Annotated in this window: 22 protein-coding genes and 1 pseudogene; 2 read left to right on the top strand and 21 right to left on the bottom strand. The window is 53.7% G+C overall.

The window, feature by feature from the left end; translation table 11 throughout:
- From pseB to msub_RS06055, 12 genes and pseudogenes are all read right to left on the bottom strand, one after another.
- Entirely contained in the window at positions 1-999 is a 999-nt protein-coding gene (gene pseB / locus msub_RS06005; protein WP_048495177.1) for a UDP-N-acetylglucosamine 4,6-dehydratase (inverting), read from the bottom strand.
- A 94-nt stretch (positions 1000-1093) separates the two neighbouring features.
- Complete coding sequence (locus tag msub_RS06010) at positions 1094-2860, bottom strand: SLC13 family permease (protein ID WP_048495178.1); 1767 nt, start codon at positions 2858-2860, stop codon at positions 1094-1096.
- Between the two features lie 4 nt (positions 2861-2864).
- The gene (gene cysC / locus msub_RS06015; protein ID WP_048495179.1) at positions 2865-3470 is read right to left on the bottom strand and encodes an adenylyl-sulfate kinase; all 606 of its coding nucleotides are present in this window, start codon (positions 3468-3470) and stop codon (positions 2865-2867) included.
- A gap of 109 nt (positions 3471-3579) precedes the next feature.
- A complete protein-coding gene (locus msub_RS06020) occupies positions 3580-4545 on the bottom strand; it encodes a DHH family phosphoesterase (RefSeq protein ID WP_048495180.1) in 966 nt (321 codons plus the stop codon).
- Positions 4546-4783: 238 nt separating this feature from the next.
- A complete protein-coding gene (locus msub_RS06025; RefSeq protein ID WP_048495181.1) occupies positions 4784-5095 on the bottom strand; it encodes a type II toxin-antitoxin system RelE family toxin in 312 nt (103 codons plus the stop codon).
- Positions 5085-5333 (bottom strand): type II toxin-antitoxin system Phd/YefM family antitoxin, encoded by a 249-nt coding sequence (locus msub_RS06030; RefSeq protein ID WP_048495182.1) that lies wholly within the window; start codon positions 5331-5333, stop codon positions 5085-5087. The genes msub_RS06025 and msub_RS06030 overlap by 11 nt, the downstream gene beginning before the upstream one ends.
- 127 nt (positions 5334-5460) lie before the next feature.
- The gene (locus msub_RS06035; protein WP_048495183.1) at positions 5461-5673 is read right to left on the bottom strand and encodes a GxxExxY protein; all 213 of its coding nucleotides are present in this window, start codon (positions 5671-5673) and stop codon (positions 5461-5463) included.
- A gap of 55 nt (positions 5674-5728) precedes the next feature.
- Positions 5729-5980 (bottom strand): DUF2442 domain-containing protein, encoded by a 252-nt coding sequence (locus msub_RS06040; protein ID WP_048495184.1) that lies wholly within the window; start codon positions 5978-5980, stop codon positions 5729-5731.
- On the bottom strand, positions 5964-6206 hold the full coding sequence (locus msub_RS06045; protein ID WP_048495185.1) for a DUF4160 domain-containing protein: 243 nt from the start codon (positions 6204-6206) through the stop codon (positions 5964-5966). The genes msub_RS06040 and msub_RS06045 overlap by 17 nt, the downstream gene beginning before the upstream one ends.
- 10 nt (positions 6207-6216) lie before the next feature.
- Positions 6217-7707, bottom strand: coding sequence for an MBL fold metallo-hydrolase RNA specificity domain-containing protein (locus msub_RS06050; protein WP_048496991.1), 1491 nt, complete (start codon positions 7705-7707; stop codon positions 6217-6219).
- Positions 7708-7856: 149 nt separating this feature from the next.
- A pseudogene (locus msub_RS22045) lies at positions 7857-7970 on the bottom strand (polysaccharide biosynthesis protein); the annotation flags it as partial.
- Positions 7971-8326: 356 nt separating this feature from the next.
- The gene (locus msub_RS06055) at positions 8327-8884 is read right to left on the bottom strand and encodes a sugar transferase (protein ID WP_048496992.1); all 558 of its coding nucleotides are present in this window, start codon (positions 8882-8884) and stop codon (positions 8327-8329) included.
- Positions 8885-9059: 175 nt separating this feature from the next.
- Here msub_RS06055 and msub_RS06060 point away from each other — a divergent pair, with 175 nt between their 5' ends.
- Both msub_RS06060 and msub_RS06065 read left to right on the top strand, forming a co-directional pair.
- Positions 9060-10490 (top strand): phosphomannomutase, encoded by a 1431-nt coding sequence (locus tag msub_RS06060; protein WP_048495186.1) that lies wholly within the window; start codon positions 9060-9062, stop codon positions 10488-10490.
- A 29-nt stretch (positions 10491-10519) separates the two neighbouring features.
- Positions 10520-11077, top strand: coding sequence for an NUDIX hydrolase (locus msub_RS06065; RefSeq protein WP_197083789.1), 558 nt, complete (start codon positions 10520-10522; stop codon positions 11075-11077).
- On the opposite strand, the gene msub_RS06070 is transcribed toward msub_RS06065, so the two are convergent.
- The 9 genes from msub_RS06070 to msub_RS06110 form a co-directional block, all read right to left on the bottom strand.
- On the bottom strand, positions 11059-12345 hold the full coding sequence (locus msub_RS06070) for a hypothetical protein (protein WP_048495188.1): 1287 nt from the start codon (positions 12343-12345) through the stop codon (positions 11059-11061). The two genes, msub_RS06065 and msub_RS06070, sit on opposite strands and share 19 nt — an antisense overlap.
- 16 nt (positions 12346-12361) lie before the next feature.
- On the bottom strand, positions 12362-13501 hold the full coding sequence (locus msub_RS06075) for a glycosyltransferase family 4 protein (RefSeq protein ID WP_048495189.1): 1140 nt from the start codon (positions 13499-13501) through the stop codon (positions 12362-12364).
- Positions 13498-14388, bottom strand: coding sequence for a GDP-mannose 4,6-dehydratase (locus tag msub_RS06080; RefSeq protein WP_048495190.1), 891 nt, complete (start codon positions 14386-14388; stop codon positions 13498-13500). Before msub_RS06080 ends, msub_RS06075 begins: the two co-directional genes overlap by 4 nt.
- Entirely contained in the window at positions 14388-15422 is a 1035-nt protein-coding gene (gene gmd, locus msub_RS06085; RefSeq protein ID WP_048495191.1) for a GDP-mannose 4,6-dehydratase, read from the bottom strand. The genes msub_RS06080 and gmd overlap by 1 nt, the downstream gene beginning before the upstream one ends.
- A gap of 82 nt (positions 15423-15504) precedes the next feature.
- Positions 15505-20532, bottom strand: a complete 5028-nt coding sequence (locus msub_RS06090) for a glycosyltransferase (protein ID WP_082146416.1) — start codon at positions 20530-20532, stop codon at positions 15505-15507.
- Positions 20532-21812, bottom strand: a complete 1281-nt coding sequence (locus msub_RS20805; RefSeq protein WP_053077936.1) for a class I SAM-dependent methyltransferase — start codon at positions 21810-21812, stop codon at positions 20532-20534. Before msub_RS20805 ends, msub_RS06090 begins: the two co-directional genes overlap by 1 nt.
- Positions 21809-23029 (bottom strand): ABC transporter ATP-binding protein, encoded by a 1221-nt coding sequence (locus tag msub_RS06100; RefSeq protein ID WP_048495192.1) that lies wholly within the window; start codon positions 23027-23029, stop codon positions 21809-21811. The genes msub_RS20805 and msub_RS06100 overlap by 4 nt, the downstream gene beginning before the upstream one ends.
- On the bottom strand, positions 23029-23826 hold the full coding sequence (locus msub_RS06105) for an ABC transporter permease (RefSeq protein ID WP_406564702.1): 798 nt from the start codon (positions 23824-23826) through the stop codon (positions 23029-23031). Before msub_RS06105 ends, msub_RS06100 begins: the two co-directional genes overlap by 1 nt.
- Positions 23807-25231, bottom strand: coding sequence for a mannose-1-phosphate guanylyltransferase/mannose-6-phosphate isomerase (locus msub_RS06110; RefSeq protein WP_156182726.1), 1425 nt, complete (start codon positions 25229-25231; stop codon positions 23807-23809). Before msub_RS06110 ends, msub_RS06105 begins: the two co-directional genes overlap by 20 nt.
- Positions 25232-25241 lie beyond the last annotated feature (10 nt).

Consider the following 25241-nt stretch of genomic DNA (forward strand, 5'->3'; position numbering starts at 1 on the left):
TCAGATACTCCCGATCTTTTCCCGGTTGGCGTCAATCCAGGTGCTCAGCTCATCGTCCGACATCCACTCGGTATTGTTGTCGCTGGAGTAGACGAAACCTTCAGGGACTTTTTTTCCGTCCTTGATTCTCGCCGTATCCGCACTCCAATCGTGGATTGCGGGCAGAATCTTGAAATGCTCTGGATATTCATAAGTGTAATAGGAATCTTCCGCACCAATCATCTGCTCGTGAAGCTTCTCCCCCGGGCGGATACCAACAATTTCCTGCCTGGCGTCAGGCGCAACAACTCTGGCAAGGTCCGTAACCTTCATGGAGGGAATCTTCTTAACGTAAATCTCACCACCTTCCATGTCTTCAAAGGCGTGCCAAACCAACTCCACGCCTTCTTCCAGCGAAATCATAAAGCGCGTCATTCGATCATCAGTAATGGGTAAAACACCCTGATCCTTAACCGACATGAAAAAAGGAATGACCGACCCGCGGGACCCCATCACGTTGCCATAGCGAACAACCGCAAAGCGCGTTTCATGCCCGCCAGCATAGGAGTTTCCAGATACAAACAACTTGTCAGAGGCCAGCTTGGTAGCACCGTAAAGATTGATCGGGCTACTCGCCTTATCTGTAGACAATGCCACAACGCGCTTTACCCCCTTATCGATACAGGCATCGATAAGGTTCATGGCGCCGTTGATATTCGTCTTGATACATTCGAAGGGGTTATATTCGGCAGTGGGAACGATTTTGGTAGCTGCTGCATGTACCACGAAGTCAACGCCATCCAGCGCCCGATAGAGCCTGTCTTTGTCGCGCACATCCCCTATAAAAAAACGAACTCGCTGATCACCAGTAAATTTCTTTGCCATCTCCCACTGTTTCATCTCATCCCTGGAAAAAATAATCACTTTTCTTGGATTATATTTTTCAAGAAGCATCGGAACAAAGGTATGGCCGAAGGACCCTGTGCCGCCGGTGATCAGAATGGAACTATTATCAAACATCGGGAGTCTGTATCCTCAGGTCGTTTTTTTGCAATGTGCATGAATTACCAAGAGCATTTATGCATCATATAAGAAGCCACCCACCTCTCTCTACTCAAAACGCCCACACCATCGGAATCAAACCAACCGCTGTTGTCCCCACCAGAATACTCAGCGGAAAGCCAATCCGAAAATAGTCAACAAACCGGTATCGCCCCGGGCCGTAGACCATCAGGTTCGTCTGGTATCCCAGCGGCGTCATAAACGAGGCCGAGGCCGCAAACATCACCGCAACGGCATAGGGCATGAAACTGACACCCAACTGCCCGGCCAGGGCGATGGCTATGGGGAACATGAGCACCGCTGCCGCGTTGTTGGTGATCACCTCGGTAAACAGCACGGTGAGCAGGTAAATCAGCGCCAGTGCCACCCAGGGGGTCAGCTCGCCGAAGCCGAGCAACATTCCGGCAACCCATTCAGCCGCACCGGTCACCGTCATGGCGTTACCCAGCGCGAACGACGCGGCAATCACCACCAACACCGGCAAATCCACACTGCGCCGGGCGCGGCTTGCTGTAATGCAGCCGGAAACAATCATCGCGGCGGCGGCGAGGAACGCAGCTTCCATAATCTGCAAAAGCCCGGAGGCGCTCACCAGCACCATCAGTGCCAGTATCCCGAGCGCTCTTGGTGCCTTGCGGAAGTCCGGCGGCGTGGAATCATTGAGCGCGCTCACCAGCAGAAAGTCCCGCCGGAACCGGTACTGCTCAACGAACTGATGGCTGGCCTCCAGCAACAGGGTATCCCCCATCCGGAACGTGATATCGCCAAGCTTGCCCGGCACCCGCCGGCCCTCCCGGGACAGGGACAGAATCACCGCGTTGAACCGGGTGCGGAACCGGCTATCACGAATCGTCTTGTTCAGTGCCGGGAATTCCGGCCCGAGCACCACCTCCACCAGGCAGCGTTGGTGATTTTCCACCTCCAGCTTGTGCACACTGCCATTGGCGGGTTTCAGGCCCTGGATACGGCGCAGCTCACTGGCGCACTCCGGTGCTCCCACAAAATAAAGCCGGTCTCCGGCCTGCAGCGTCCGGTCCGGCTCCACGGCGGTAATCAGGCGGCCACCGCGATCAATTTCCGTGAGATAGCCATAACTCAAGGCCCTCAGCCCGGCCTCGGCGATGGTTTTACCCACCAGGGGGCCCGGAGCCATCACCTCCACCTCTACCCCGTATTCCCGGACCTGGTCCAGCTCCTCGATCACCCCGCCCCGGTCCGGCAGGATCCGCGAGGCAAAGAGCACAAGAAACGTGCCGCCCACGAGCAGCAAGGGAACACCAACCCAGGCCAACTCAAACAACCCGAGATGAACGCCAAGACGGCTCTGAAGCATGCCATCCACGACCAGGTTGGTACTGGTGCCGATCAGCGTGCAGGTGCCCCCCAGGATGGCGGCATAGCTCAAGGGCAACAAAAGCTTGGAGGCCGGCACTCCAAGGCGCTGGGCCCAGCCCTGAATGGCGGGGATGAACATGGCCACCACGGCGGTGTTATTCATAAACGCGCTGAGCATGCCGGTCGGCACAATCATGCGCAGCTGGGCCCCCTTCTCGGTTTTCGGGTGCCCCAGCAACAGGCGGGCAATCCACTGCACGGCTCCGGTCTCCTTCAGCCCGGCCGCCACCACATAGAGGGTTGCTATGGTGATCACACCCGGATTGCCGAAGCCCACCAACGCCTCTGCCGGGCCCAGGATGCCTGTAATCAGCAGAAACGCCAAAGCCGCCATCAGGATCAGATCAGCGGAAACACGGGTGAGTGCGAGTGATGACAACACCGTGAACAGCGTTATCAGCGTTACTATGCCTTGCCACTCCATGGAATCAATCCTTGCGGGTAATCAGCTCCCGCTCAAGCAGGTAGGCAATGAGAGAATCCACACACTCGTCCACCGAGTGCCGGGAGGTGTCCAGGCGGATCTCGGGGTGTGCCGGCACATCATAGGGCGAGTCGATCCCCGTGAAGTTCTTGATCTCACCCGCGCGAGCCTTCTGGTAAAGCCCCTTGGGGTCGCGCTCCTCGCAGGTGGCCAGCGGCGTATCCATGAACACCTCGATGAACTCACCCGCCGGGAACAGTTTGCGAACCAGGCGCCGGTCACTGGTGAACGGTGAAATAAAGGCACTCATCACGATCAGGCCGGCATCGGCAAAGAGTTTGCACACCTCCCCCACGCGGCGGATATTCTCCTCCCGATCGTCGTCGGAAAAGCCCAGATCCTTGCACAAACCGTGGCGGACGTTGTCACCATCCAGCAGGAACGTGTGGTACCCGCGCTTGTGCAGGGCCACATCCAGGGCGTTGGCAATGGTTGATTTACCAGAACCGCTCAGGCCGGTGAACCACAGCAGGCAGGGTTTCTGGTTCTTGTTAACCGAACGTTCGGCGCGGGTAATCTTGTGATCGTGCCAGATTATGTTGTTTTCCAAGACTTTGTTCCTTTTTTTAGCCACGGACACTCACGGACTCACACGGACGGAAAAGAAAAAACGGACAATTTTAATGTCTTTTGTCCGTGTGGGTCCGTGGCAAAAAGCATCAGCCAGCCCAGAATTCCGCCATCGTATCCAGAAACGATTGCAGTTGCCCCGCCGGCAAGGCATTAATCCCGGCCGCCGCCTTTCGCCCACCGCCGGTGGGAAACTGTCGGGCCACTTCATCGGCGCCAGTGCGATTGTTCAGGGGCGCGCGAATGCTTACCTGAAAACTGCCGCCGGCCTTCTCGGTAACAATAGCGCACGCCTTACCGGGATTCCGGTTGGCAAGTTCATTGCCCAGCACGCCACTCACCCGGCGCGCCCAGGCTTCATTAGGCAGGTTCACCAACAGTGAGGTCTCGGTTTCAGAGAGTACCGGTGCCGCCAACCCCTTGGCCATATCCGCCTTGTAGCCATCCTGCAGTTGCTGCCATGCTGGCGGCGCGGAATCAATCAGATCGAGAGGGTCCTCAAACTTCACGCACTCCCGGAACACATCCGCGGGGTGGAAATGCAGGTCCTCAACCGAATCACCATACCCATTGTAGTTGATGCAAACGCCGAGTGTTTTAAGTGCGCCAGCCTGGTCAGCAGACAGACCGGCTCGGGCCGCCAAATCCTCCCCGACAGCATTGAGATTATCGCCAAAGGCAGCCGCAATCGCCCAGTGATGAAACCGGCCACCCAGATACTGATCCATCAACAGGCTGGTGCAGGTAGTTGGCTGGGTATCGATCAAGGCAGTGAAATTGGGGTTATCAGGCAGCGCCTCACCCGGGAAGTGATGGTCCACATATAACACGGAGCAGCCCGCGGCAAGCAGTGAATCCACCGCACTCCGGTTTTTATCGAGACTGATATCAAGGATGTTAACCCGGGCAGGAGCACCGGCCGGCACGCGCCTGGCCAATGCCGTGTCTCTCTTGACGCCTGTAATGAGTGTTGTGTTCACAGGCTCGGCGAGGCGAAGCTGGATCAGTGCACAGATGCCATCGGCATCGCCGTTAAACACATCGTAAATCTGCATACTTTCTCTTTAAATAGAACACCAGTGGCTCTTTAATAGAATACCAGGGGCGACCAGACTCCCGGCTGAAGGAGGGGTCTGACCCCACGGGGTCAGACCCCATTTTCAGGAGCATGGCCGTAGATCCGGAGTCAACGGCGAACCTGGGGTCTGACCCCGCGGGGTCAGACCCCATTTTCATCCTCGGAGTTAACGGTCAGTTCGTGGCAGGGGCCGGTAACGCCAGAAATTGGCAGAGTCAGTCTCCTTTTTCACATCTCTCAAGACGACATTTTGCCTTGCGGTATACATCGGCCCTCTCGCGTTTGCCTACGGCGATAACAGTCACCGTAACCGTCTCATCCTGAACTTCGTAAACAAGCCGGTATCCGACACTTCGCAGCTTGATCTTGTAACAATTCTCCAATCCTGAGAGGGCATCTGCGGCAACGTGAGGGGTATCGAGCCGTTCCTCAAGCTTCTTCTTGAACTGCTTCCGGATCGGCTCAGCAAGTTTTTTCCATTCTTTCAGCGCAGACGTCTTGAAAGCAAGCTGGTATTCAGAGCTCATTCAGCGCGACCCGCACGCTCGGCTCCGAACGGCGCTCTCGCACAATTTCTGCAAGGCTCTGGTCATCAAGACGCTCCAGCATGGCCTCATAGATATCGGCCGGCACACAGTAAAATGCCGGCTTATTTCTGTTGAGCACGGCCACAGGGAAGCCGTCTCCATCACGAACAGTCGCCATGGGATTCTTTTTGAGCTCTGACACACTCGCAGTTACTTCTGAATAGATTGGACTAGTCATAACCATTCCTCGAGACCAGTTAATAGGTCTTATTTTAAGCAACGGGAAGGTCAGTCGCAAGAAACATTATAACCATCGTAAAAAAGGGGTCTGACCCCACGGGATCACATGAACAATCCCGGCCTGGTCATAACACCACCCGCTTTACCACAGCCTTTGGAAACGAAAAATTAACCAACAGACCAAGCTCTTTCCCTGTGGCTTTGAGGTAGTTGATTAACTGCAGTTCCTGAATCAGCGCCTTCTGGTAGACCGACTCCAGAAAACCTGCTCCCAGGTGCCGGTATACCTCATACACACAGCCGGTAATACGGTAGCAAAGCTCTTTTTCCTTGAGCATCTTATATCCTTATTTTTAAGAACCTTTTTGCCACTAAATCTTTATCTTTTCCATGTCAGGCCGCGTGATCACGTTTTGGGTGGGTCTGGTCGCCTTGGCCGGCCAGCAAACCCTGAATGCTAATATCCTCATCCAACGAATCCCAGTGAATACCATGGACACTCAGATCAAAGTCTTCCCTGGCTTTTTTCTCGGCATGCAGCAGACGCGGAAACCAGGCCAATGGAGCACCGATTGTGCGACCGTCGGAAATGGTGACCCAAAGATTATCTTCGTCAAACCAGACTTTTTCAGGCGAAATAGTCATACCACGCTTCCTCAAACCTCTGTCGGTTCTGCTCTGTTACTTCCAACAATACTCTAATTGTACGGGCATCAAAACCATCATTACGCGCTAGCGCTGCAGTTGGACACAGCCAGAACTTGGCTTCTTTGCCCGAAGCTCGAACATGAACATGGGCAGGCTCCAGGGGGTTGCCCTCGTTCGAGTAGAAAAAGAACTTGAACCCCTGATACCGGAAAATAACTGGCATAATTACTCCGCTACTCGGGGATCAAAACCTGAGGCTGAGCCAGCAGCCCTTCCAACTTGGTCTTCAGCGCCTCTTTTGCGCTTCGATCCCCATGCACCACCCGAATCTCCTTCGGAGCCTGAGGAATACCCTGGACAAACCGAAGCAAATCACTCTGCCCCGCATGCGCCGAGTACCCGCCCACCTGATGAACCCGCACCCGGATATCGTAGCGCTCGCCATCCAGCTCAACCCAGCCACCCCGGGGGCCATAGGTCAGAATGTCCCGCCCCGGCGTACCGGCCGCCTGATAACCCACAAACAAAACATCATTGCGCTGATCACCCAGCATGGCTTTCAGGTAGTTCACCACACGGCCGCCGGCGCACATACCGGAACCGGCCAGAACCACACAGGGGCGATGGGAGCGGGCAAGGTAATCCACGGCATTCAGATGGTCTTCATGGGAATTGATCACAGTGAGCTGCTCGAAGGACAAAGGGTGCCGCCCCTTGCGAACCCGTTCTGTGGCTTCGGCATCCCAGTAAGGCTTCAGATCGCGGTAGATGCGGGTGAATTCCGCGGCCAGCGGGGAATCGACAACGATTTCCAGAGACTCCCAGGTGAAGGAGGGGTCTGACCCCGTGGGGTCAGACCCCATTTTCACGAGCTTGCCGGCAGATTCGGAGTTAGCGTTGAAGTCGGGGTCTGACCCCACGGGGTCAGACCCCTTTTTCATGCCCGAAGGTACGCCGTCACCACCAAACTCATAAATCAGACTCTCAATCTCATACAACAACTCCTGCGTCCGCCCAATACTGAACGCCGGCACCAGCACCGTGCCGCCATCCTCCAGCGCATGCTCCAACACCGCCTTCAACCGGCACCGCCGAGTCTCCCGATCCTCATGATCCTTATCACCATAAGTACTCTCAATCACCAACCGGTCCGCCCGCTCCGGCGATTCCGGCGCCGGCAGCAATGGGGCATGCGGCGCGCCCAGATCACCGCTGAACACAATCCGCTCCTCAACATCCCCCACACGGGCATCACACTCCACATAAGCCGAGCCCAGAATATGCCCTGCCCTCTGCAGCCGAACTGCCAGCGAGCTATCCCCCTCGGAAAACACCGAATGCCACTGGCCATAGGGCACCGGCACCAGCCGGGAACGAATCAGCCCGAGAACCCGCTCAATCAACCGGCGATCCCGCGTGAAACCAATCTTCAGGGCATCCTCCAGAATTTCCGGCAGCATGATGGCGGAAGGTTCCGAACAAATAATCGGCCCCTCAAAACCCGCCGCCAGCAAATAGGGTATGCGGCCAACGTGGTCGATATGCACGTGGGTAACGACCAGGGCGCGGATATGCCCGATGGGGAAATCAATGGAGAGATCAGAAGCGGAAGCGCCGCGGCCTTCGTCCTGGCCCTGGAACAGACCGCAGTCTATGAGAATGCCGGCCGAGCTGGAGGGCATGAAGGTGGGGTCTGACCCCACGGGGTCAGACCCCGTTTTCATCCCCGGAGCAAACCCCGTAGGCGCCGTTTTCAGAATCTCCAGGATTTCCCCGCAATCAAACTCATGGCTGGCCCGCATCAGCCGGTTCAAGGTCTGCTCTACCTCGCCCCAGGCCATGGCTACCTCGCGCGCCATCATGATGCGCGGATGGGGCGTACGGCCTTATCGGTGGAAATCAGAACAAAGCGCTCCACACCGGCGGCAGTAGCAGCCTCGGCAACATGGAAGGCACCAAACACATTGTTCTGAACACCCTCAATATGGCTGATGTCGTAAACCGGGATGCCATTGATCAGCGCCCGGTGATTGGCTTTTCGAAACGTTATAAAGGCTGAGGGACGATATTCGGTGCCCTGCTCCAGCGCGTTCCGCTGACAAAAATAAACGCCAGTGCCCCATAAATAACCGGCACCGACCGGGGAATCAGTACTTCAAGCCAGTAACCAAGCAGGATTAAAGTAACCGCAGAAATGCAGACGCTGGAGAAAATGTGGAAACGTGAGAGGTTCAGAAATCGTTCAAACATAACACCCCTTCATGTCGACTGCTCCTTGAATTTACCGCAATTAAGTCTTTCAACCACAGAGCAGTCACGACTGAAATAACGACAAAGCGTAAATCAGTTCTTGCCTGGCACCCGATCCCCTGCACCCTTACCTGCCACCGTCATAAAGATATACTTGAAGTAAGCGCCAACCGTCAGGTTCTCAAGCATTTTCTGATCTGTCTCTGCCAGCAATTTCGGGGTAGACATATCTATATTATTCACCTGTGCCAATCCCGTAATACCCGGGCGAGCAGCCAACACACCCCGGCTTTCGCGTTCCGCGATCAGTTCTTCCTGATTGAACAAACAAGGGCGAGGGCCTACCAGGCTCATCTCACCCTTGAACACATTCCAAAGCTGTGGCAGCTCATCCAGCTTGGTGCGCCGAAGGAAGTGACCAAACGGCGTAATCGCACGGGCACTGGCCAGGTGGCTTGCAACAGAGGCGGTGTCCTTTTTCATGGTACGGAACTTCACCAGCGTAAACGGCTTTCTGTTACGCCCAACCCGCTCCTGCCGAAAAAGCGGAGAGCCGGTGTCGAACAGGCCGATAACGGCCAGAATCAAAAGCACGGGAAAGCCGAACAGCAAACCAGTGAACGAAAAAAAGACATCAAAAACCCGAATCAATAGCCAGCCCCCAAACCAAAACCGCTCCAAAGACAGCGGAACCGGTGTTTTTCATCGCCAACAATCCATGGTGGACGTCATCATTTTGAATAGACCTTAAAAGTGCCGGATAGTAACATTCGGCACCGTTGCGATCACGCCTTCCCAATCAAAAGACAGAACGCTGAATAATTCCATGACACGCCCAATCTCTACTACCGATTCCATCATTCAATCCAGCCACATTGCCTTTGGCACAAGTGGCGCCAGGGGGCTGGTGGAACAGTTTACAGCCGATGTATGTGCCGCGTTTACCGTCGCTTTCTTGCGTGAAATGCGAGCCAGATTCACCTTCGATCGTGTGGCCATTGCCATCGACCGGCGCCCAAGTAGCCCACAAATGGCGGCCGCCTGTATTGGTGCCGCGAACAGCCTCGGGCTGAAAACAGACTACTGCGGCGTTCTCCCAACGCCTGCGCTGGCACTGCAATCCATGACAGACGGCATCCCGGCGATCATGGTTACCGGCAGCCACATCCCGTTTGACCGCAATGGCATCAAGTTTTATCGCCCAGACGGCGAAATCAGCAAAGCCGATGAAGCAGCCATCATCAGCAACCCAGAGATCCTGCCCAACTACCAGCCCACTCTGCCTGAGCCATCCAACAGAGCGAAAGAAAACTACATTCATCGCTACACAAGCCTCTACCCGGCTTCCGCACTTGCAGGCCTGCGTATCGGGCTTTACGAGCACTCGGCAGCAGGCCGCGACATAAACCGGGATATTTTCGAGCGACTGGGCGCAGAGGTTATCTCCCTCGGCCGCACCGAAAGCTTCGTGCCGATCGATACCGAGGCGGTCTCTGAAGAAGACCGCGCCCGCGGGCAACAGTGGGCCGGGGAATACCAACTGGACGCGCTTTTCTCAACCGATGGCGACGGCGACCGCCCGCTACTGGCCGATGAAAACGGGAATTGGTTGCGAGGTGACATACTCGGCTTGCTGTGTGCGCAACACCTGAACGTAGAGGCTCTTGCCGTACCGATCAGTTGTAACACCGCAATCGAACTTAGCGGTGCCTTCAAAGCCGTAGCGCGCACCCGAATCGGCTCGCCTTACGTTATTGACGCCATGGAGAAACTGAATCACCACACCTCCGTAGCCGGCTTTGAAGCCAACGGCGGCTTCCTGACTGGTTCCGATATTGAAACCACAAGCACCACCCTCAAAGCGTTGCCAACAAGAGACGCGGTGCTCCCGGCACTGGTCGCCCTCAGTGCGGCGAGCAAAAAAGGTGAACCACTTTCCCACCTGCTTGCGACCTTGCCACAGCGTTACACCGCAAGCGACAGGCTAACCCAATTCCCTACGGACAAGAGCCAACTGCTCCTGGCAACCTGGAAGGCAAATCCTGAACGCCTCGCCACAGACCTGGCTCTTCCGGCTGATATCCGATCTATCGATTTCACTGATGGCCTAAGAGCGACCCTGCAGAATGAGCAGATTGTACACCTGCGCCCCTCTGGAAATGCTCCGGAACTCAGGTGCTATTGTGAAGCGGAGACACCTGAAGAGGCCCAAGCCTTACTTGAAGCGGGCATGCAATCCTTGCGAAAGCAGGCATGAACCATCGGTCAGTTACAAAGGGCATTGTGATGGGCGTATACAAAGGCGACAGCAGGAAGGGTGAGATAGAGATACTGGAAGAAAGGGAGGTCTTTCGGAATCAATACGCCACGCTAAGCAATGACAAAGTCCGATTCCCCTCAGGCACCACTGGTGAGTACCTGCGGTTTCGCTGGAACGCCCCCTACGGCGTTATGGTTTTTGCCCGTAACCCAAATGGCGATCTACTGTTGATTCGCAACTTCCGCCACGAAACACGGGCATGGCACTGGGAGATTCCCAAAGGCTTTGGTATGGAAAACCTATCCCCGCAGGCGTGCGCGCAAAAAGAGCTGGAAGAAGAGACCGGCTACTCTGCCCAAGACTGGCGATTGTTCCGAACGTTCCAACACGCGGAGCACAGAACCTACCTGTTTGAGTGCACAACCCAGGCACTAGCGAACACGGCAAAAGAGCACAGCGAGGCCATCACGGGGTGCCGCTTTTTCTCAAAGAATGAATGCAAACAGATGATGATGGACGACACCGCGGTAACCGATGCTACCACGCTCTTTTTGATAGCCTACATTCAACTGGCAGACGTATAAAGGGTCTCAAGATTACTGCGCGCCATAACCCGCGCGCTGATTTGATCATTCTGCCCGCTTGTCATGATTTCGGTGTGGAAATCCCGCTTTTCCAGTCCAAAACGCGCTTCTTCCCGCTTACCTTTTCGGTCCAGCAGCTCACAGGCAAAGAAGTTGGCCAACGATAACAAGCCGCCACCCAGCACATCCGAAAGCACCAGGCCCAGAGAGAACACGCCGCTCTCATGCCCCACCTTCATGACCGGCTTTATAAGCCTGCTTGCACCCGTAGTGATCGAGGCCTTTCGGCCAAGATGTTTATCAAGGATATAGCGATCAATAGCAATCTGGTAATCCTGCAGCGCCTCCATGACATCCTTCAGTTGCCCTTCCCGTTTGATCGCACCGCCAGACAGGTTTTGAAAGCGTCGGAATTCGCTTGAGGAACGCAACCTCAACACATCCTCGATAGACAGTTTACGAAGTGCATACTCGTACGAGCTGAGATCAAGGCCGGAATACATTGCCAGCTCTTTCACTCCCTCTACCGGCTGCGCCTCCGATGCTTTGGCGTCGTAGGCCAGCTCAAATGACGCCTGGTGCACCGGTGAATAAATCGGATTGGCTTCCATTACACTAGGAATCCCTGTGACATAAGGCGCATCGGAGAACTGCACAATCTGCTCCCGAAACTGCTCCCAGATCCGTTCCTGTCCACGGGCGCTCAAGATTTTGCCCAGCCCCTCATACAAAAAAATCCGCCCAAGGCCATTATTTCGAGCCGATTCTTCTTCCATCAGAGCGAGCAAGAGCGACTGCGTATCGTCACCAAAGACCCTGGCAGCCGATTCACGACGGAAAATATCAAAGACATTACTGGTGTAATGATCCCGCAGTTGCGCATAGTGATATGGGCGAATGTCGCATAATTTACTCATGCTCTGGAGATCGTCGTCCTGGAAAAACTCTTCAACAACATCAGACCGCTGCTTGCCCTCCCTTGCAAAGGCGTCCCGCACCTTGGTAAGCGGCTGCCCATCCACCGCGTCTTCGGTTGCCCGCACCGCGATGGATATCAGAGAATCATCCAGCACCAATCGGAAATCCGGATCGGTACTCAAAAGGCGGCGAAAGTTCATGCAGTTAACGGCCTGCGCATCGGACAACATCAGGCGCTCATTAAAGAGCAGGGCATGTTTGAAATAAGCCGAAAATGCATCAAGCCTGTTTCTATCCCAAGCCAGAGGTACTTCGGTATCTGCGAGCATCCAGTAGGAGGGGTTTGTCATAAAGCATATCCTCAATTCAACCAAATACGTTCCGGTAAACCATAACCGTCTCCTTCACGCAGCGGCCCCAGGTGAAGCCCTCTGCTTGCAAGAGCCCGCCTGAAATCATTCGCTTCCTTTGTTCATCATTTCCCAGGGCCAGCGAAAAGGCATCCGCCAAACCGACTAAATCATCCGGACTTTTGTGTAACGCGGCATCGCCGACCACCTCCGGCAAAGATGCCTGATTAGAACAAACCACGGGCACGCCGGACTGCATCGCCTCCAACACAGGAAGCCCAAACCCCTCATAAAGCGAGGGAAACACAAACAACCGCGCCGCTGAATACATTAGTGGCAGCTCTTCGGCCGGCAGAAATCCCAGGTACTTAGCCCAGCCTTCACGCTCCGCATCTTTTATCCGGGCGTGTATGTCGTCACTCTTCCAGCCCCGGTAGCCAGTGAGAACCAGCGGCCACCGCTGCCGGACAGACTTTGGTAACTGCTCATAGGCTTCCAATAGCCGGATAATGTTTTTTCTGGGCTCAATCGTACCAACGAACAGACTGTAACCCTGGTACGTTAGACCGTATCGACTCAGAACCTTACGAACCTCGCTTTCAGTTCTAGGGCGAAATTCTGGGCCAGCCGCCAGGGGAATCGCGTGGATTTTTTCCAAGGGCCAGCCAGCAAACTCTGCCAGTTCATGGCGGGTGAACTCCGAATCCGTTATCAGTGCGTCTGCGGTATCCAGTGTTTTTCGAAATTCCCGCTGAAGGTATTTCACCTTAACCGGATCAAAACACTCGGCCCATTTGAACGGAGACAAATCATGAAAGGTGGCCACTTTTCGGCCCGGAAAGGGAGGCAGAAAAAAGTTGGGGCCGTGGTAGATAAAATCTTCATGGCCTTTAAGAGCCTGCTTCCTGAGAATCGGCATCAGCAGCCGATAGGCCTCCATAGCGAGACTGCTCTTCTGCACCAATTGCTTCAGGCCATGGGTTCCACCAGACGAACTGGCAGGCTCCGGCAACCCGGGCAAGAACCGGGTGCCGGAAAAGAGTTTGAGCTCTTCAATCTCGTCGCTCGACTGCATGCCCTTCGCGAGCTCATAGGCATAGCGGCCGATACCCGTTAACGGGAAACGAACCGGCTCAACAGAAAGGATGACCTTCACGCATCACCCATCAGCATCCATCGGAGCGTCTCTTCCAGTTCCGGCGTTTGCCACTCGCCAATGCAGTTGCGAAGTTTGGAGGCATCACCGCACAGGGTTTTTACCTCGTTGGCTCGCACAAAGGCTGGGTTCACACGCACCTCGATTTCATGGCCCGAAATCTCGGAACACATTGCCAGAACTTCCCGCAACGAGTGCGTTTTGCCCGAGGCAACATTGAAGGTTTCGCCGACCGGCTGTTTTTCGATCAGCTTCCGATAAGCCTGCACCACGGCGCGCACATCGCTGAAGTCCCGCCACACGTCCAGATTGCCAAGTTCAATTACATCCGCCTTACGTTTGAAATGCGAAACAATCTTGGGAAGCAGGAAGTTCTCCGCCTGACCAACGCCACTGTAATTGAAGGGCCTGGTCAGCGTAATCGGCAGACCCGGCAACCAGGTTCTGGCCATGTACTCCATAGCGACCTTGCTCACGCCGTAGTCGTTGGCTGGCGCAGGCGGCGTACTTTCATTGAGTACGCCGCCTGCCTGGTTACCATAGACGTTAGCGCTGCTGGCCAGCAGAACACTGTCTAGCGTTTTGCCGGAAGCGTTGATCGCTTCCAGCAAATTACGCGTGCCCATCAGGTTCACATGGTAAAACCCGTTAGGGTCTCCATGGCCAACGAAAGCAAGGGCGGCGAGATGGATGACCACATCCGGCTGCACCTCAGCCATTACGGCTTTCAGGGCCGCAGCATCGGTGAGATCTGCCTGGACGTAATCGGCAGACGCCGATTCATGACTGCCCAGGCCAACCACGCCATAGCCGGCGGCCCGAAGTTCGGAGACCATATAACGGCCGGTAAAGCCTTCGCTACCGGTAACCAGAACCCGTTTTTGCATCAGAACGAAAACCCGATTTTATTCCGGCGAAGATCGGCTTCCACCATCATCTGGCAGAGCTCTTCAAGCGTTGTTTTCGGCTCCCAGCCCAGTTTTTCGCGTGCCTTGGACGGATCGCCAATCAGCAGCTCTACCTCGGCGGGGCGATAGAAGCGCGGATTCACTGCAACGATGGTTTTTCCGGTTGAGGTATCTATGGCCTTTTCCGCCTCACCCTCGCCTTGCCATTCAATCCGGATATCCGCAGCTTTGCAGGCCAGCGTTACGAAGTCCCGCACGGTTTCCGTGCGGTTCGTGGCCAGCACGTAGGTATCCGGCTCATCGGCCTGCAGCATGCGCCACATTCCGTCTACGTAGTCTTTGGCAAAGCCCCAGTCGCGCTTGGCGTCCATGTTGCCAAGCTCCAGCACATCCTGCTTGCCCAGCTTGATACGGGCGATGGAATTGGTGATTTTCCGAGTCACAAATTCCTGACCGCGCAGCGGTGACTCATGGTTGAACAGGATGCCACTGGTACCGAAGATGTCGTAAGACTCCCGGTAGTTAATGGTCATCCAGTGGGCATAGAGCTTGGCCACGCCATACGGGCTTCGAGGATAGAACGGCGTATCCTCCTTCTGGGGAATGGCCTGGACCTTACCGAACATTTCGGAGGTTGACGCCTGGTAGAACCGGATTTTCGGGTTCACAATCCGGATCGCTTCCAACAGGTTAACCGGGCCAAGCCCTGTGATGTCACCCGTGGTGATCGGCTGATCAAACGAAACACCGACGAAGCTCTGAGCCGCGAGATTATATACCTCCATGGCCTCGGTCTGCTGCAGCAGGCGGATGCTGGAGGAAAGATCGGTCAGATCGTATTCAACTAGGTGAAGATTTGGGTGCTGGTCGATACCCAGTTCTTCGATACGCCAGAAGTTGACTGATGCGGTGCGACGAAAGGCGCCATAAACGGTATAGCCTTTGTCAAGTAGGAGCTCAGCTAAGTAGGCTCCGTCCTGGCCGGTGACGCCGGTAATGATTGCTTTTTTCACTGCTTGTCCTTCTTAGCTAATTTTATCAGTCGAAAATCGGAGTGAATTGTTTGAAAGGTTGTCTCTGATACATTAGCGACATCTAAGTTCGACACTGAGGCTCAGATTCCATCACCAACACAGCTTCCGACTCTGTTATTGGGCTTGGCTCGGAATCGTCTATCAAAACCTTCAAAAGCTGCAGGGCACTCTCCCTCCAGGTAAGCCAGGGCATGTTGTCCGAAATCGGGTGATCACCCTTTGCATAAAGGTCGATCCAGCACTTAACTGAATCCGCAAGATCCTTGGGATGTTCGCTATTAAAATAATAGGCGTTGTCTCCGGCTACTTCGCGGAAAACAGGAATATCTCTGGCGATCACGGGGATTTTGTGTTGAGCAGCCTCAATTAATGGGAGACCAAAACCCTCACCATAGGAGGCGGCAAGCAAGCACGTGCTGGCCTCGTAAACCTTTTCCAAGTATTCATCACTGATCCCTTCCAGCCAGACGAAGCGCTTGTCACGCTCGGGGTGAACTCGAAGACGATCGACAAGCCGTTCGACCATCCATCCCTGCTTACCCACTATCACCAGACTTACCTCAACCTCTGATTGCCAGAGTCTTTCAAAAGCGTCGAGAACTTGAGCGTAACCCTTTCGCGGTTCAATTGTCCCTACCATCAGAAACGTAACGGTGGAGTCTAGGCGTGATAAAACTTCACTCGCATCATCGGGGAGCCCTTTTGTTGGGTGGCTTTCTTGAATATCAGCACCTAAGTGGAAATATTCCGTCTTAATGTTGGGCATAGTTTTAAATCGACATTTATGCCAATTTAAAAATTCATCTCTAACTGACTTAGAAATACAGATTACGCCATCACTCTCGCTTATACAGTCAAGCCAACTGATATGACCTTGAGAATCATTGTTACTAAAATAGTTTTTGGCCACGACAGGAAGGAGGTCATAGACGACAAAAAACACCTTCACACCACGTAAACGTAGATTAGAATACAGCCTTTGGTTTGTTGCAGCAATGACATAGCCACCCGCTAAATCGAGACCCAAGAGAATATCGCCGTCCTCCGGCTGGATTTTTTTCTCAGAGCCTGAAGGCCCAGTACTATTCTGGTTTTGATCCAAAAAATTTTTATTCTTATGATAATAAGACCATTTACCATTTGCCTCGCTTAGATAAACAGGGACCACTTCGTAGTTTTTAGGCTGATTCTTGACAAGTTCAAGTAGTAAAGCGCGCACCACGCGCTGAATTCCTGTACGAAAATCGTTTCGACATACAACTGAGACGTCAATATACAGCCTAGATTTTCCTTTTATAACCTGATCAGATAGCAGTCCATAGTGAAACTCATGACACTCTCTAAAACCTTTATCACAAATTATCTTTACCAGGTTTTGAGCACTCTCCGTCCAGCTTTGGTGTAATACCAAACCTCGATTACCAAAAGAATTGTTAATATAGCTTATAATTGAAGAGCTTATGTCTTGAGGTAAGTTACCGGTAAAAAAATGAGCGGAAGAGCCAAGCACTTCTCGGAAGACTGGGATGTCACGAGCTACTATGGGAATTCCATATTGCGCAGCCTCAATAAGAGGTAACCCGAACCCCTCACCATATGACGCTGCAATCAAACAACTGCTCAATGAGTAAACCCTTTCTAAGTATTCATCGCTAATCCCTTCAAGCCAAAATAGACGCTTTCCAAGCTCTGGGTGTGCTCGAAGAGTTTCTATGGTTTCAGGGATGTCACGCCGTAACGTGTTAGGCAGACCTTTCCAGCCTTCAGCCCCAACAATGACGAGGTTGACGTCAAAGTTCGCTTCCCAGAGCATGCTGAAAGCCTCAATGGCTTGCAGATAGCCTTTACGTGGCTCAATGGTGCCAACCATTAAAAAACTGCGGCGTGAATTGAGTTGTTTTAGAACTTGCGCAGCATTCTTTGGCATACCAGTACTAGGTGCAGAACTCGCCACATCAAATCCGTGATGCGACCATCCAATACGAAAACGACGTTGACTACGGCGAAGGGCACCTTTTTCTTTTAACCAATCGGCTAGATCAACAGCAACGCTTCTGGAAACACAAACTGCGCCATCGAATTTCGCTATTACATTTAACCAATTGGCATGATTGAGATCTGCGCCTGGCGGAAAGACTTCAGGAAGCCGGACAGGCAATAAATCATGAACCATAAAATAGATAGAAATGCCATGATTGCGCAAGTTTTCGAATAGCCCTCCACGATCAGCTTCAACCAATATCTCACCGGAAAGATCTAGCCCCAAGACAAGATCTCCAGATTCGGGTTCAATCATCTCGTCAGAAAGTCCCTTTAAGGGGCATCCGAGCAAAGCAAGCGTGTAACTGCATGCACTCCGATAGTGCCACTTTCCACCTGCATTACTAAGATACACCGGCTCGACACGGTAACCTAATGGTGGTTTTTTCAACAGTGATATGAGGAGGGCCCGCGCAACCCTCTCAATTCCTGTTTTAAGATCACTTCGGCAGGTGGCTGTCACATCCAGATACAACCGTTTTGCCCTTTTATGAGGGGGATGATTTAGGGCTAAGACTTCAGCCAACTGCATCTTCTCAGCCTCCGAAAATGCGAGAGCCGGCTTGTTCGCGAGCGATTTGATAACCCCACGCAGACCATTGGCTGCACTCGAATAAACAGTTTCTATCGCTTCAGCATACTGCCGGGCGCAGGTCTCCGGGGCATGGTGCGTCAGTATGCGCTCTCGTGCACGCTCGCCGAATTGACCGCGCAATTGCGGAGATCGCCAAAGTTTAACCAGAGCGTCCTCCAACTCACTGTTTTCAAAATCGTCCGGAAGTTTCCAAACTACATCCTCGTCGAGGTCGGCCATGCTGCCGTTGGCATTGACGATGGTCGGGAGACCGTAATTCATGCAGTCGAGTACTGTTCCGGAGGTTTCGCCACGCGATAGGGTTCGCAACTGGACAGCGGCATCTGCAGCGGCGAGGTACTGCTCGAACATCTTCCTGTCCGCCCAACCAGTGATACGGATAGTTCCCTTCGCTCTGCCCCTTCGGATAGTAGCAAGCAACTCCTGCCCATAGTCACCCCCATGGTTCTCGCCAACAAAGACAAGATGACAAGAGTCGCCTCGAGCTAGGTCAGACTCCAGCCAAACATCTATGAGGCGCTGGTTGAGCTTCGAGGGTCCCAGCATGCCGAATGCGCATACCAGGAAGTCCTCATTCCCCAGCCCCAATGCCTTGCGGGCTTCGGCACGGCCCACCCTAATACGGGAATTGCGCAGATGGGGAACGACCGCCGAGCCATCCGGTTCACGCCCGTACCACTGGCGAGCAAGCTGAAGCGAGTGCGGCGAATGCACGATAATGCCCAAACTATTCTGGATAACGCTCAAACTGCATGGGTAATCCCTGACTAAGTCCGCCGTTTCTTTAACGTGAAAGCGATCATAGAGCGCCTTGTAACCGTGGCTGGTATACAACTCCTTAGACCAATATCCCGGTGCACGTCCATTGACGTCAACATGAGCCACGACGTCCGAGAGGAAAAAGTCATGTAAAACCACAACACCGGGGACAGCCTCAAGCAGGTCAAACATGTGCTCGTGAAACGGCGAATTACCGACGTGGTACAGAACCCGATCATACTGTTCGCCATTCTCGACAAACCATTGCGTAGATCGCATGGGGCAATTCGCGTTGATCCATGGGTCTTCAATCGCCTCTTGCGCTACGATGACCTCAATCTCATAGTGCTTTGCCAATTCGGGCAGCAGTTCAGCACTGTAGTCCGCTATACCGGTTCGCTCTGGGGGCAGGGGTGAAACATAGGCGAGCCTCGGGCGTGGACAATCACCCGTTCTGACTGACGACGCTATTTGGCGATTGGAGTGCAGGCGCTCCATAGCCGCGATCGCTCGCTTGGCCGTCTCATCCCAGGAAAACTTCTCAGACTGGACCTTGGTATTCGTGACGAGGCCCGCCCGAAATTCTTCATCAGACAGCGCGCGCGCCATGATTGTTGCCATCTCTTCGTCGTTACGAGGGTCGAATAAGGCTTCCTTCCAGCCGATCATCTCAAGCAGACTGGGCGTATTCGTACCGATCACCGGAGCCCCACAACGCATGGCCTCCAATGCAGGGAGGCCAAAGCCTTCATGCCAAGAGGGAGAGACGAAGAGTGAGCAAAGATTGTAGAGAACTCGAAGATCCTCCTTGAGCACAACCCCTGTAAGAATTACCGAGCTCTTGCCCAAGCCCTCTTTCCCAGCCAAATCTTCAAGCAATTGGCGACTTTCTGGCTCCGCGGAACAAACAATTGCCAGTTGGTAGGTTTCACGCATTTCCCTCGGCAATTTGGAAAAGGCTCGGATCAAACCTTTGATATTTTTCCGATGATCGATGCCACCGGTATACATGACGAACGGGCGATTCAGGCCGTAGCGGGACCGCACTAAAGATTCTTCTTCATCTGAAATATTGAGTTTCTGAAAGTAGGATTCCGCGGAAGTAGAGACATTGACCACCCATTCCTCGGATAGGCCAAGTTGCTCAATGCCTTCCTGCCGGGAAGACTCGGAAATAGCCAACCAAATATTGGCTCGGCGCATGGAATCAATTTTTTCGGAATACCACGCGGCAACCGTTGGCTTCTCAAGGTAAGGTTTACGGTAACTGAGGGGATTAAGATCGAAAAGCGTTACGGACGTTGGCACCTTACTGGAAAATAAGCCCACACTGGTTACGGTGTCATCCTCGAGACCCTCGAACAACGAGCTAACATGCACCACATCGGGATTAAGGCTGGCGAGAAACGCTTCCCGAACCAGCTCCGCCGCGCGGCGGCGCAATTGATTGGCGTCATCAGCGAATGCCACATTAGCCGGCGCATGCCAAACACGGATGTTACCCTGCGGCAGCAGGCCGTCGAAGGCGGCGCGGATGGGTTCGATGGTCTCCGGGAACAAGCCGCTGAGGGCGAGAATGATCTCGTGTTCGCCACGATTAAGGATGAGTGCCTGGGTAAAAGCCATGGTGTAACGACCGATACCCCGACGGCAATTTGAGGCCTGCGCACCCTGCATATCAATCACAATTCGCATTACTTGCGCTTCCTGTTCTTTTCAATGGCCACTTTCAAGTCTTGGTATATCCGCCGAGCATGCGGCGTTAGGTGTTCTAGCTCTGCTGGAACCTGACGATCATTTGAGGTCTCAAAAACGACTCTTTGCCGCCCAATACTGATAAGTCGATTCTTTAGCCTCGGCAAACGACCGATTACTTTTATCAGCAACCGCTTTAACCGTGGGCGCCTCTGAACGAAAAGAAAGGCATGTTGCAGCACTATTTTTATTCGACCTCGAACTGGATGCTGAACATCCTTGAAACCTTGACCAAGTGTTCTTACCGGCGCCGTTATGCGCCATGATCGGCTATTAAGCAAGGCTTCGATATTTGCCACCGCCTCACCTGCTCTAGCCGCGGCTTCACTTGCTCTGCCTTCAGCTTCACTTGCTCTGCCTTCAGCTTCACTTGCTCTAGCTTCTGCCTCACCTGCCCTGGCTTCTGCCTCACCTGCCCTGGCTTCTGCCTCACCTGCCCTGGCTTCCACCTCGCTTACCTTCACGTCAATGCTCAGTGCTCTGCTATCGAAGCGAGTAAGTAGCGTATCCAGGCTCAAGCCGAATTCTTTTGCAAAAGCATTGTCAAACCTGCCCATTACCTCGGGCTCAGCCTGCTTCTGGGCAACAACCGCATAATCCGGGCTGACACCATTTAACAGTTCGCGTAGATTCACATCCGCCTGGCTGACTAACTCTTTTGGCTCCTGCAAACGCAAAGTTTTAATGCGCTTAAACCCCGAGAATTCAGCAGCAAAAGATAATAATTCTGACGGAATAGGGTTTTGATGAGTTGGGTCCAAGTAAAAACTACGCGTCCCAACGACTATGTTCTCTGGATTAGGCGTCTCCATGATCAGCAAACCGCCAGGCTTCAGCGCACGCATTGCCTCGCTGATCAGAAAACGAAGCGCTTCGAAGGATATGTGCTCCACTACATGAAATGCTGACACTAAAGCGAGAGAGTCGCTTTCGACAGCCTGTATGTATTCCAGAAGGTCACTTTTTTCTGCGGAGAGCCCTTGGTCTGTGCAGCCTGCGAGCATACCTTCATCGATATCTACACCATGACCGGAGAACCCCAACTCCGTTATAAACTCAAGCCACTCACCACGCCCACAGCCCAGATCCAATGCGCGTGCCTCAGGATAAACGCTTAATAACGGTTCCAGAAAAGGCTGATAGGCCCTCAACCGACTTTTAATCAACTCTCGCGAGCCACGATATTTTTCTTCGAACGCTCGGTAAAATTTATCTGTCATTCCAAACACCTGATTTGGGGGGGCATCCAGGCAACGCCAACAAAACTTTCTACGGATGTGTTGACTACTGAAAACACCAGCACGTGGTCTCTCCACTCATAATTTCGAGCTACGTGGGTGTCATCGCCATGCATAGCTACCGAGATCGAGTAACTGCCTTCTCCGAGATTGAGGTCAAACGAAAACTCCTGCGTGGCCTCTTTCCCTTCCGGTAAGTCACGAAGTATCTGTTTATGATGGAAGGTGTTTGTGCCAAATACCGGCTGGCCCAAACGATCTTTAATCAAATAGCCAACCACAAGGTCATCAACAGGTTTCGTGCATCTGAACGCAACTTGTAGCTTCACTGCCTGACCCACGGTTGCGACCTCGATCGGTTGCGCCTCCGAATTCAAAAGTTTTGCCGAGACCAGGGTTACATCCCCTGTACCAGAAACTGTCTGAACCTTTCCGTCATCGCGCTTAACCTGCTCGACTTTATGATTCTCCCTGTCCGCCAGCATCGCGTTGTAAAAATCCATTACTGACTCAGGATCACCCTCCATCGCCAGCTTTCCAGAGTTCAGCAGAATGGCTCGGTCGCAGAGTGCCTGGATGGAACCCTTATCGTGAGAAACCAACATAAGGGTTGTGCCCTGATCTCTGAACTTTCGAATGCGATCAAAGCTCTTGTGCTGAAAATAGGCATCACCCACCGAGAGAGCCTCATCAACGATCAGGATGTCCGGCCGCTGCGCGGTGGCAACGCTGAATGCCACCCGCATCTGCATTCCGCTGGAGTACATGCGTACCGGTTGATCCATATAATCACCGATTTCAGCAAACGCCTCTATCTCAGGCATCAGGTGATCAATGTCTTCGACCGTCAGTCCAAGAAGCTGCCCCGCCATGTAGCAATTCTGTCTGCCCGTGAAATCCGGGTGAAATCCCATGCCCAATTCCAACAGGGCCGCTACCCGGCCTGTGATTTCAACCGATCCGGTTGTCGGCATGGTGGTACCGGTGATCATTTTGAGCAGAGTGCTCTTGCCCGCCCCATTCATGCCCACAATGCCCACGGCTTCGCCCGGGCTGATCGTGAAATTTATGTCTTGCAGAACCCAGGTCAGCTCATGGCGCATCTGGTTGCCGGGAAGCACCCATTCAGCTAACCGAGACCAGCGAGTGGGGTATTTTTTATAGGCTTTTCCAAGGTTGGTTACGGTGATCTGTCCCATCAGAGCTCGTCCACTATTTCGCCGGCGTGTTTACGGAACAGCCGCATGCCCGTTAAACAGAAGAAGATGCCCAGAACAAGTATCGGCAAAAGAGCCTGCCAGTCCGGGAGCTCGCCACGGGCCAGAATTGTCTGATAAGCGCCCATCAGTCCTACCATGGGGTTGTACCCCATCAATTCTTGAGCCCTTTCTGGCAATATGGTAATCGGGTAGACAATTGGGGTTAACCAGAACCAAAACTGAAGAATTACACCGAATGCTTGGCCTACATCCCTGAAAAACACGTTGAGCACCCCCAGCGTGATGCCCAATCCGATCGCAAAAATTACCTGCACAATCAGCACCGGCACAATCGCGAAGTAAACGAGCCCCGGAAACGTCCCGGAAACTATCAGAAACAGAGAGAACAGCCCAAAGATGATCGCAAAATTGACCATTGCCGTTGCAACCACGGTGACGGGCAAACACAGCCTGGGGAAGCTGAGTTTTTTAAGCAAATTACCATGCTCAAGAAATGTATTCTGGCCCCGGCTGACGATCTCTGCGAACAGACCCCACGTGAGAATACCGGCACAGAGGTAGATGCTGTAACCAAAGCTGCTTTCCACGCCCGGCAGTTTCGCTCGCATGATCTGGGAGAAAATGATCGTGTACACGATGATCATGGAGAGAGGCTGAATAACCGTCCAGGCGACACCCAGCAGGGAGTTAAGGTACTTGGACTGGAATTCCCGTTTTACACTGCCGAGAATAAACCCGCGGTATGCCCATAAAGCATTAAGAGCGCCCATACGTATCCTCGAATCGAACGATATCATCTTCTCCCACATAGGCGCCCGACTGAACCTCCACCAATTCCAGCGGTACTTTACCGGGATTGGTCAGGCGATGGGTGGCTCCAATGGGGATAAAGGTGGACTGGTTTTCGGTGAGCAGCTTTTCTTCACCATTGCACTCCACGATGGCGGTGCCTTTTACCACTATCCAGTGCTCTGCGCGGTGGTAGTGCATTTGCAGCGACAGTTTTTCCCCCGGCTTCACAGTAATGCGCTTCACCTGGAAGCGGTGGCCTTCGTCGATGGACTCGTAGTCACCCCAGGGGCGGTAGACTCTTACGTGGGCGTGGTGCTCGGTGCGTTCCTGCACCTTGATTTCCTGCACGATTTTTTTAACGTCCTGAACGCTGTCTTTGTGAGCCACCAGCACGGCGTCTTTGGTTTCCACGATTACCATGTTATCCACGCCAACGGCGGCGACCAGGCGGCTTTCGCCGCGGATGTAGGAGTTGCGGGAATCGTGGGTAACAATATCGCCAATGCACACGTTGTTATTGCTGTCCTTGTTCTCCACGTCCCACAGGGCTGACCAGGAACCGAGATCGTTCCAGCCCGCGTCGAAGGGCACTACGGCGGCTTTTTCGGTTTTCTCCATCACCGCGTAGTCGATCGACTCGTCCGGGCAGGCCTGAAAAATGTCTGCGGGCACTCTGTCAAAGTCGGCGTCCTGCTGCATGGCACCAGCCGCTTTTTCGCAGGCTTCGAAGATGTCCGGGCGGGAGTTTTCCAGCTCTTCCAGGTACACCGAAGCCCGGAAAATGAACATGCCGCTGTTCCAGTAGAAATTGCCGGCTGCGAGAAATTCTTCGGCGGTTTTCTGATCCGGCTTCTCGACAAACCGGCTCACCCTGAAGGCTTTCTCATCGGCCCCGAGAGCTTCTCCAGCATCGATATACCCGAAGCCGGTTTCCGGGCCTGTGGGTACAATGCCGAAGGTCACCAACCGGCCTTTTGCAGCCTCCTCGGCGCCTTGGCGCATCAGGGCGAGAAAGCGCTGGTCGTCATCTATCAGATGGTCAGACGGCAATACCAGGAGCAAAGGGTCTTGCTTACGCGCTTTCTGTTGCATGGCAACCAGGGCGATTGCGGGGGCGGTATTGCGGCCGAATGGCTCGAGCAATATTTTGTCCAGCTCAATACCCGCCTGCCTGGCCTGTTCAGCCACAATGAACCGGTGCTCCTCGTTGCATACCACCGCCGGCGCCATGGCATTCAGGCCGGTGGTGCGGGCAAGGGTTTGCTGCAGCATGGTCTGGCTGCCGGTCAGGCGGATAAACTGCTTGGGCATCAGGGTGCGGGATAAGGGCCAAAGGCGCGATCCGGTGCCGCCAGCAAGAAGAACAGGAAGTATAGATGTATCTGCCATGTAGTTCGCC

The organism is Marinobacter subterrani (genome assembly GCF_001045555.1).
Lineage (GTDB): Bacteria > Pseudomonadota > Gammaproteobacteria > Pseudomonadales > Oleiphilaceae > Marinobacter > Marinobacter subterrani.

Bases quoted from the DNA above. Each gene is read 5' to 3' on its own strand.
- pseB (WP_048495177.1), bottom strand. From the start codon at position 999: ATGTTTGATAATAGTTCCATTCTGATCACCGGCGGCACAGGGTCCTTC.
- msub_RS06010 (WP_048495178.1), bottom strand. From the start codon at position 2,860: ATGGAGTGGCAAGGCATAGTAACGCTGATAACGCTGTTCACGGTGTTG.
- msub_RS06020 (WP_048495180.1), bottom strand. From the start codon at position 4,545: ATGCAGATTTACGATGTGTTTAACGGCGATGCCGATGGCATCTGTGCA.
- msub_RS06025 (WP_048495181.1), bottom strand. From the start codon at position 5,095: ATGAGCTCTGAATACCAGCTTGCTTTCAAGACGTCTGCGCTGAAAGAA.
- msub_RS06030 (WP_048495182.1), bottom strand. From the start codon at position 5,333: ATGACTAGTCCAATCTATTCAGAAGTAACTGCGAGTGTGTCAGAGCTC.
- msub_RS06035 (WP_048495183.1), bottom strand. From the start codon at position 5,673: ATGCTCAAGGAAAAAGAGCTTTGCTACCGTATTACCGGCTGTGTGTAT.
- msub_RS06040 (WP_048495184.1), bottom strand. From the start codon at position 5,980: ATGACTATTTCGCCTGAAAAAGTCTGGTTTGACGAAGATAATCTTTGG.
- msub_RS06045 (WP_048495185.1), bottom strand. From the start codon at position 6,206: ATGCCAGTTATTTTCCGGTATCAGGGGTTCAAGTTCTTTTTCTACTCG.
- msub_RS06050 (WP_048496991.1), bottom strand. From the start codon at position 7,707: ATGAAAACGGGGTCTGACCCCGTGGGGTCAGACCCCACCTTCATGCCC.
- msub_RS06060 (WP_048495186.1), top strand. From the start codon at position 9,060: ATGACACGCCCAATCTCTACTACCGATTCCATCATTCAATCCAGCCAC.
- msub_RS06065 (WP_197083789.1), top strand. From the start codon at position 10,520: ATGGGCGTATACAAAGGCGACAGCAGGAAGGGTGAGATAGAGATACTG.
- msub_RS06070 (WP_048495188.1), bottom strand. From the start codon at position 12,345: ATGACAAACCCCTCCTACTGGATGCTCGCAGATACCGAAGTACCTCTG.
- msub_RS06080 (WP_048495190.1), bottom strand. From the start codon at position 14,388: ATGCAAAAACGGGTTCTGGTTACCGGTAGCGAAGGCTTTACCGGCCGT.
- msub_RS06090 (WP_082146416.1), bottom strand. From the start codon at position 20,532: ATGCGAATTGTGATTGATATGCAGGGTGCGCAGGCCTCAAATTGCCGT.
- msub_RS20805 (WP_053077936.1), bottom strand. From the start codon at position 21,812: ATGACAGATAAATTTTACCGAGCGTTCGAAGAAAAATATCGTGGCTCG.
- msub_RS06100 (WP_048495192.1), bottom strand. From the start codon at position 23,029: ATGGGACAGATCACCGTAACCAACCTTGGAAAAGCCTATAAAAAATAC.
- msub_RS06110 (WP_156182726.1), bottom strand. From the start codon at position 25,231: ATGGCAGATACATCTATACTTCCTGTTCTTCTTGCTGGCGGCACCGGA.